The sequence below is a fragment of the Pseudoalteromonas sp. HM-SA03 genome (assembly GCF_002289345.1).
Taxonomy (GTDB): Bacteria; Pseudomonadota; Gammaproteobacteria; order Enterobacterales; family Alteromonadaceae; genus Pseudoalteromonas.
In genome coordinates, this window is sequence record NZ_NSDG01000008.1 from 26554 (window position 1) to 27162 (window position 609).

Here is a 609-nt window from a genome sequence, read left to right on the forward strand (position 1 = left end):
AAGCCAAAAAAGCAGCCGCAGAAGACACGGCAGAACCTGACGAAAATGCAGCGCCAAGCGATAAAAAGGCAGCCGTTGCTGCCGCAATTGCCAGAGCTAAGGCCAAGAAAGCCGCTAAACAGGCGGAAGAAGCTGGCGAGAGCACAGGCGAACATTCAGAGGCCGCTCCAACGGAAAGCGCCGAGGAAGATCCACGTAAAGCCGCCGTTGCTGCCGCAATTGCCAGAGCTAAGGCCAAGAAAGCAGCTAAAGAGACTGAAGAAGCTGGCGAGAGCACAGTCGAACAAGCAGAAGCTGCTCCAACGGAAAGCGCTGAGGAAGATCCACGTAAAGCCGCCGTTGCTGCCGCAATTGCCAGAGCTAAGGCCAAGAAAGCCGCTAAAGAGGCACAAGAAGCTGGCGAGAGCACAGGCGAACATTCAGAAGCCGCTCCAACGGAAAGCGCCGAGGAAGATCCACGCAAAGCCGCCGTTGCCGCTGCAATTGCTAGAGCTAAGGCAAAGAAAGCCACTAAAGAGGCACAAGAAGCTGGCGAGAACATAAGCGAGCAAGCAGACGCTGCTCAAAGCGCTCCAACGGAAAGCGCCGAGGAAGATCCGCGTAAAGCCG

Annotated in this window: 1 pseudogene; it reads left to right on the top strand. The window is 56.2% G+C overall.

What is annotated here, in order from left to right:
* Nucleotides 1-609: pseudogene (locus CKO50_RS24360) on the top strand (electron transport complex subunit RsxC); the annotation flags it as partial.